This window comes from Atribacterota bacterium (assembly GCA_028703475.1).
GTDB lineage: Bacteria > Atribacterota > Phoenicimicrobiia > Phoenicimicrobiales > Stramentimicrobiaceae > JAQVMU01.
Window position 1 is genome coordinate 1 of sequence record JAQVMU010000077.1, and the last position, 7,520, is coordinate 7,520.

Annotated in this window: 7 protein-coding genes and 1 tRNA gene; 1 reads left to right on the forward strand and 7 read right to left on the reverse strand. The window is 34.2% G+C overall.

What is annotated here, in order from left to right; genetic code table 11:
• The 5 genes from PHQ99_07340 to PHQ99_07360 form a co-directional block, all read right to left on the reverse strand.
• Positions 1-653 (reverse strand): F0F1 ATP synthase subunit beta (locus PHQ99_07340; GenBank protein MDD4289383.1); only part of this gene is annotated, 653 nt, incomplete at its 3' end.
• A 114-nt stretch (positions 654-767) separates the two neighbouring features.
• A complete protein-coding gene (gene pyk / locus PHQ99_07345) occupies positions 768-2,210 on the reverse strand; it encodes a pyruvate kinase (protein ID MDD4289384.1) in 1,443 nt (480 codons plus the stop codon).
• A gap of 93 nt (positions 2,211-2,303) precedes the next feature.
• On the reverse strand, positions 2,304-2,723 hold the full coding sequence (locus tag PHQ99_07350; GenBank protein MDD4289385.1) for a PspC domain-containing protein: 420 nt from the start codon (positions 2,721-2,723) through the stop codon (positions 2,304-2,306).
• 59 nt (positions 2,724-2,782) lie between these two features.
• Positions 2,783-3,310 carry a GNAT family N-acetyltransferase gene (locus PHQ99_07355; GenBank protein ID MDD4289386.1) on the reverse strand — a complete coding sequence of 176 codons (528 nt, stop codon included), beginning with the start codon at positions 3,308-3,310 and terminating at the stop codon, positions 2,783-2,785.
• A gap of 42 nt (positions 3,311-3,352) precedes the next feature.
• A tRNA-Ser gene (locus PHQ99_07360) sits at positions 3,353-3,447 on the reverse strand.
• A 142-nt stretch (positions 3,448-3,589) separates the two neighbouring features.
• Here PHQ99_07360 and mnmG point away from each other — a divergent pair.
• Positions 3,590-5,476, forward strand: a complete 1,887-nt coding sequence (mnmG, locus tag PHQ99_07365; GenBank protein ID MDD4289387.1) for a tRNA uridine-5-carboxymethylaminomethyl(34) synthesis enzyme MnmG — start codon at positions 3,590-3,592, stop codon at positions 5,474-5,476.
• Here mnmG and PHQ99_07370 read toward each other — a convergent pair whose 3' ends face one another.
• Positions 5,477-6,349, reverse strand: coding sequence for a bifunctional 5,10-methylenetetrahydrofolate dehydrogenase/5,10-methenyltetrahydrofolate cyclohydrolase (locus tag PHQ99_07370; GenBank protein MDD4289388.1), 873 nt, complete (start codon positions 6,347-6,349; stop codon positions 5,477-5,479).
• 197 nt (positions 6,350-6,546) lie between these two features.
• Positions 6,547-7,095, reverse strand: a complete 549-nt coding sequence (locus PHQ99_07375) for a CarD family transcriptional regulator (GenBank protein ID MDD4289389.1) — start codon at positions 7,093-7,095, stop codon at positions 6,547-6,549.
• Between the last annotated feature and the right edge of the window lie 425 nt (positions 7,096-7,520).

Below are 7,520 nucleotides of genomic sequence, written 5' to 3' on the forward strand. Positions count from 1 at the left end.
TGTTCATTCATCTGGGCAAAAATCATTACAGCCTTTTCCAAAACTCCAGATTCTTTCATTTCCCGGTAAAGTTCCTCACCTTCCCGGGAGCGTTCTCCTATGCCACAAAAGAGACTGACACCCTGGTAGCCGATAGCCATATTATGAATCATTTCCATAATAAGAACAGTTTTGCCCACACCTGCTCCGCCAAACAAGCCGGCTTTGCCACCTTTTTCCAGGGGAGATAATAAATCTATAACCTTTATGCCTGTTTCAAATAATGCAATATCGGTTGAACGTTCTGATAAAGTCAGGGGTGCATTATAAATCGACCTGCGTTTCTCAGAATCAATTTTTTCACCCCCATCTATTGTTTCTCCGAATACATTGAACATCCTTCCCAGCAATTGATTCCCAACAGGCACACTTAAGGGATGCCCATAATCAATTACCTCATCTCCTCTCTTCAATCCCTGTGTTGGGGTTAAGGCAATTCCCCTAACAGTCCTGGAATCAAGGTGAAGAACTACTTCAAAAAAGACATCACCTGCTTTGAGAAGATTCGGTATATTGGGTATTTTTTCAGGAAAATAAGCATCAATAACACTGCCTCTAATTGCGGTCACTTTCCCTTCACTAATATCCTTGAATGAATTTTTATTATCTTTCATTTATTCTCCTGATCTTCATGATCTGCATAAAAACTTAAATATTAACAAGTATTATAACATGATTACATTAAAATCTAAAAAAATAAATATTCAAGAAAAAAATAAATCATCTATCTAATCAACGACTATTATCCTCATTGAATCAGTACCTCCGGTTTTATTTCTGATTGCTCCTTCAGTCAAAATAAGATGCTCACCTTTTTCTACAAGTTTTTTTTCTTCTAATAAATCCATAATCCTTCTGTACCAATCAATTTTCTTTCTATTGATAATAAAAGAAAAAACTCCATATGAAAGCGATAAAAAACGGGCAACTTCCGGATTGGGTGTAAAAGCAAGAATCCAGCAATATGGTTTAAACCGGGATATTCTTCTTGCCGTATTACCACTTTCAGTTGGTGTTAGTATATATTTAGCATGGATAACCTGACTGCTCTCCATTGTATGCATGGAAATAATATCTTCTATTGAAGGTTTTGTCTGCTGAAAAGAAAATCTCAGTTCTTCGCATAGAGAAGAGTGGTGTGGTAAAGTACGATATTCTAATTCTGTGGAAATAGCAATATCAGTCATCATTCTTACTGCCTCTACCGGAAACTGGCCTACTGCAGTTTCCTCAGATAACATAGTGGCATCTGTTCCATCCAAAATAGCATTGGCTACATCAGTTACCTCAGACCTGGTTGGCCTGATATGATCTGTCATGGATACCAGCATCTGAGTAGCAGTTATCACAGGTTTACTCATTCTATTTGCCTTGGCAATTAATCTTTTCTGAATTACCGGAATATCTTCAATATTCACCTGTACTCCTAAATCGCCCCTGGCTACCATAATAGCATCAGTTACATTAAGAATTTCATCAATATTCTTTACAGCCTCTTCCCGTTCAATTTTTGCTACAGTAAATATTTTTTTGCCTTTCTTCCCGGCAAACTCTTTTACCTTTAGAATATCTTCTGCTTTCTCAACAAATGATATTCCAAATATTGTTACTCCTTCCTCCAACCCAAAGGAAATAAGTTCCAGATCCTTCTCTCTTATGGGATCAATTATAATCTTTGCTTTGGGTAAATTGAGACCTTTGTGTGAATCCAGCTTTCCGCCGGTCATTACAAGACATAGTGCTTCATCACCCTGAATTTCTTTGACTCTCAGCTGAATGAATCCATCATATAAATAAACCAGGCTTCCTTTTTTTATGCTCTGAAATAAGGACTCATATTCTACCGGAATAATAGATTCATCTCCTATAATATTTTTGGTTGTCAATCGAATAATCTGTCCTTTTTTTAAAAGAATAGGTCCATCCTTTATCTCTCCTATTCTTATTTTCGGACCGGGAATATCCATCATTACCGGAAGAAAAATGTCCAGCTCTTTTTCAACTTCCCTTATATTATTTAGTGTTTTCCGATGATATTCTATATCATCATGAGCCAGGTTTAAACGTGCTACATTCATTCCCGCTGCTACTAACTCTTTGATTATTTTTTTATTGTTTGAAACCGGGCCCAGGGTACAGACAATTTTAGTTTTAGATTCCGGAAATTTCATTGCTTCTCCTTAATGAAAAATTAGTTCTCTATAAACTTAAGATTAAAAGATTTCAAGGTAATATAATATGGCAAATTATTTCATTTTTTGCAGTTATTTTTTTGAAAGAGCCTGGAATATTAAAACAATACCGATAACCACAAGAATAACTGGCCAAAATTTTACCAGAATAAAACGTGGGAAAAAGCTTCTCAATAAAAAGAACAAACCTATAAATATAAGAATTAAGCCACCCCAGACATGGCTATTATTATTACTTTTTACTTCATCCTGATTCAGGAAGGATTTTTCTTCTTGCATATTATCCCTATTATCTTCAGTTTCCTGGTCAGGATTCAGTGGAACTATTATCCAGGCTATGATATAGGCAAGCAAGCCAACGCCTCCCAAAAAAACAATAAGAATTGCAGCCAAACGAACCAATGTGGAATCTATATCAAAATACTCTGCTATACCTCCACATACACCAGAAATCATCGAATCTTTCCGTGAACGATATAATTTCTTTACCATAAATCCTCCTGTATTAAAAAACTAAAATTATATTGAATATATTACCATTCTTCTGTCAATTATTTTGTTAATTTTAAGACATAATATAATTCTTCCAACTGTCGACCCCAAAGAAAATGCTTCTTTTTTTGTTCCTTTCTAAAACCATTTGCTTCATAAATATGTTTTGCCGCAAGAAGGTTATCTAATGTCCATAAAAATATACTCTCATATCCTGCATTCCTGGAAAAATCGATTGCTTCTTGAAGCAGGTACCTGCCTAAATTTAATCCCTGATAATGCGGATGAACAAGAAACCAGCGTAACTGGGCTTGTTTGTTCTTCCTTTCTAAGATAGCAATTGAACCTATGATATCATTTTTACATTCAGCAATCCATAATGAACTTTTTCCTTGTATGTAATTATTGGCAAATTCAGCCAGTCCTCCTGCCACATATGCTTCGAATTCATGATTAAATCCATATTCCTGATTATATACCTGGCCATGAAACAATAGAGCTTTTCCTAAATCACCATATTGAAAATTGTTATGAATATTCAAACCAGGAATGTCAGGTAATTGTTTTTGTTTAGAATGGGAAGTCATTATAACCTCCTTAAGAGAAAAATGGGGATTAAATAAATAAAATGGCGGAGAGAGAGGGATTCGAACCCTCGGAGCAGACTTAACATCCGCTCAATTGCTTAGCAGGCAACCACCTTCGGCCACTCGGTCATCTCTCCGATTAAAGTATAACATAACTTTTTTTTTACGGCAAGAACTTAAAATAATATAATAGTGTTCTTGACAAAAAGGTGCAAAATATTTTAGAATGTGCTATCTTTTTTTAATGAAACAAAATAATGATAAAATGGAAGGGCAAATATGAAAAATTTTCAATATGATGTGATAGTAATTGGAGCAGGACATGCGGGATGTGAAGCTGCATTAGCCGCTGCACGCAGGGGTGCTAAAACATTATTGATTACCTCAAATGTAGACAACATAGCCCTCTTGCCCTGTAACCCTTCTATTGGGGGTCCGGGGAAGGGACATGTAGCCAGAGAGATAGATGCCCTGGGGGGAGAATTAGCCAAAATAACTGATAAATCCACTTTGCATATCAGGATGCTCAATACCAGTAAAGGGCCGGCAATGTGGGCCTTGCGTGCCCAAATTGATAAAAATAGATATAAGAAAGAAATGATTAGAACCATTCAAAATCAGGATAATTTATACCTGATTCAGGAAATGGTTACAGATTTATTAATAAGATACAACAACAAGATTGAAGGAGTTAGATTGCAAAGCGGGGTTCAATTCTTTTCTCCCACTGTTATTATCACAGCCGGAACTTTTCTAGACGGAAAAATCTATATTGGCAAAATCAGTTATAGTGCGGGCAGAGCGGGAGAAATTGCCTCTACTGACCTGGCAAAACAAATCAGGTCACTTGGATTTCTCACTACACGGTTGAATACCTGTACTCCTCCTCGTATTGATAAAAGAAGTATTAACTTTTCTAATCTAACGCAGCAAAAAAGTGCTGATGAGCCTCTTGCTTTTTCATATGAATCTGAAAAAAGAATTTATTCCAAACACACTGTATACAGCACGAGAACCAATACCAAAACTCAAGAGATAATTAAGGCAAATATTACTCAGGTCCCACTTGTTAATGGCACTATACAAAGCACAGCAACTCGTTATTGTCCTTCTATAGAAGATAAAATTGTTCGTTTTCCACACCATGAATCTCACCAAATATTTCTCGAACCGGAAAGTGAATCAACAGAAGAAATTTATCTGCAGGGATTTTTTACAAGCCTTCCTCCATCTGTACAACATCTGGCCTTGCAGACTATTCAGGGATTGGAAAATTGCCATATAGTCAGATATGGTTATGCTATTGAATATGATATTATCTTGCCACATCAATTGAAATACTCACTGGAAACAAAAATGATAAAAGGGCTGTTTCTGGCAGGCCAGATAAATGGAACATCCGGGTATGAAGAAGCTGCCGAACAGGGTTTAATTGCAGGAATTAATGCAGTTCAATTACTGGATAATAATGAGCCTTTTATTTTAGACCGTTCACAAGCCTATATTGCTGTTGAAATAGATGATTTGGTGACAAAAAGCATTACTGAACCATACAGATTAAGAACCGGGCTGGCTGAATATCGGTTGTTGCTTCGACAGGACAATGCTGACTTAAGATTAACCCCTTATGGATATAAATATGGCCTTATCTCTGAAGAGAGATATAGAGAATTCCAAAAAAAGAAAGAGGCAATTAATACTGAAATCAATCGTCTCCAGCAATTAAAAATATATCCTAATGAAGAAACAAATAAAAAAATAGAAATGTTAAACTCATCTCCCCTGCAAAAACCAATGGGTATGGCAGATTTATTAACAAGGCCGGAATTAACCTATTCTGCTTCTGGAATATTAGATCCGGACAGACCTGTGTTAAATCCAGATATTATTGAGCAAGTAGAAATTCAAATAAAGTATTCCGGGTATATTAAGCGGCAGGAAGAAGAAGTGAGAAGATTTAAGAAAAATGAAGATTATAAAATACCTGCTGATATTGATTACCAAAAATTATATGGTATTTCACATGAAGGGAAACAAAGATTCAGTGAAATAAGACCTGTTTCCCTTGGCCAGGCAAAAAGAATACCCGGGGTTACTCCTTCTGATATTACCGCCCTACTTATTCATCTGGAAAAAATAAAAAGAGCAAAAAGAAAAACTGATTAATTAATTATTCTGGACTATATTTTTTGCTGCCTGAAGAGTATTCTTCATGAGCATCATATTAGTAACCGGGCCTACTCCTCCTGGCACGGGTGTAATCCTGGATGCTATTTTAGATACTTCTTCAAAACTTACATCTCCTACCAGTTTCCCGTCAACTTCATTTGTTCCAACATCAATTACTACCGGATAGCTTTCAAGCATATCAGCTTTAATTAATTCAGCTTGTCCCACAGCTGCTACAATTATATCTGCTTTCCGGGTAAAATTAGCAAGATTGCCTGACCTTGAATGGCAAACAGTAACTGTTGCATTGGCGTCAGGATTTTTTAACAGCAAGATTAAAGCTAATGGCTTACCGACAATGCTGCTTCTGCCGACAATTACAACATGCTTTCCTTCTACTTTAATTTTTTCTCTTTTTAAAATCTCAAAAACTGCATAGGGGGTACAGGGTAAAAATGAGGGGTTGCCAATAGCCAATTTCCCCATATTTATAGGGTTAAAGCAATCTACATCTTTATCAGCAGATAATGCTTTTTGTATATTATTCTGGCTTATATGCCTGGGAAGAGGGGTCTGAATAATAATGCCATGGGTTTTATTATCATTATTTAATTGCTCTATTAAATTCAGTAATTCATTTTCTTTAGTTTGTGCAGACAAAGAGTATTTTTCAAATTGAAAACCCACTTTTTTACAAGTTTTTTCAATCATTCTAATGTAAAAAAGGGAGGCTGGGTCTTCGCCTAATATTACAACTGAGAGTTTGGGATAAATATTTGTTTTCTCAAAGAATTCCTCTGACTCTAATATCACTTCTTCTTGAATTTGCATTGAAATCGCTTTTCCATCTATAAGTTTATCTTTTTCCATTAAAATATATCTCCTTTGTTTTTACTGTATTAAGATTTAATTAAACGATATAGTTTCCAAATTATATATTTACAATACAATACAAGTATAAATTATTTGCATAAAAACATGTAACCTGCAATGAATTATCACGGCAGGTTACATTAGGATAATATTTAAATTAAAAAAATACGAAACCAATAATAGAACCACACTATTTATATTGATTGCTTTTCCTTTGGTTTGTCTTTATTTTGTTTTGCTTTCCGAAGATATTCTTTGATTATGGTTTTTGCTTCTTTTTCATCAATGTCAAAAACCGCTTTAATTTCACTTATTAATATTTTCTTTGCTCTTTCTAATAAGCTTTTCTCAGTAGCTGATAATGCATCTATTTTTTTTCGTTTATTATAATTTCGGACTACCTGTGCAACTCTTTTTAAATTACCACTGTCAACCATTTCCATTTGAGTTTTTATTCTTGATTTATAATCCTGTTCCATCTCATCCATATCATTAGCTAATATTTCTAAGACTTCAGGAATTTTATCTTTTGTTACAATTTTTCTTAATCCAATATCAAATGCTTTTCTAATAGGAATCATCAATGTCATCTGATTTATGGCTAAATCGAGAATATAATATTTCTCGTTCTTATTTAGAACATTTTTTTCTTCTATATTTGCAATGCTGCCTACCCCAAAGATAGGGTGAGCAACCTTATCTCCCTTTTTAAACATAGGTAACGAATAAGAATTCGTTGTCACCTCCAAAACATATCCTCCATAAAATCATCAAAGTACCTAAATATTAATGATACACCTGATTTATTATTAAGTCAAATCATAGGATTGTATTTAAGTACCCCAGTAAATTTTACACTAACAGTATATTTGCAATTATGGTTTATATATAATATAAGGTAATACATAACCATAGTTGCACTAAATTTGATCTTTGAAATATAAATTTATTAATTTAGCAATCTTTAAAACATTTAAGTTTAATTCTAAAATGACAATATGTCTTATTTAATAAGCTTTTTAGGTTCATCGTGTTATTGTTTACATTAAATAGAAACAGAAAAATATTTCTTAAGTGTTTACTAAAATATATGCTGCAATAAGCAGCTATTTTTATCCTTTGAATATACTTATTTATCAACAGTTTTTTAAGATTCTAAGTGCAACTT

Bases quoted from the DNA above. Each gene is read 5' to 3' on its own strand.
- pyk (MDD4289384.1), bottom strand. From the start codon at position 2,210: ATGAAATTTCCGGAATCTAAAACTAAAATTGTCTGTACCCTGGGCCCG.
- PHQ99_07350 (MDD4289385.1), bottom strand. From the start codon at position 2,723: ATGGTAAAGAAATTATATCGTTCACGGAAAGATTCGATGATTTCTGGT.
- mnmG (MDD4289387.1), top strand. From the start codon at position 3,590: ATGAAAAATTTTCAATATGATGTGATAGTAATTGGAGCAGGACATGCG.
- PHQ99_07370 (MDD4289388.1), bottom strand. From the start codon at position 6,349: ATGGAAAAAGATAAACTTATAGATGGAAAAGCGATTTCAATGCAAATT.
- PHQ99_07355 (MDD4289386.1), bottom strand. From the start codon at position 3,310: ATGACTTCCCATTCTAAACAAAAACAATTACCTGACATTCCTGGTTTG.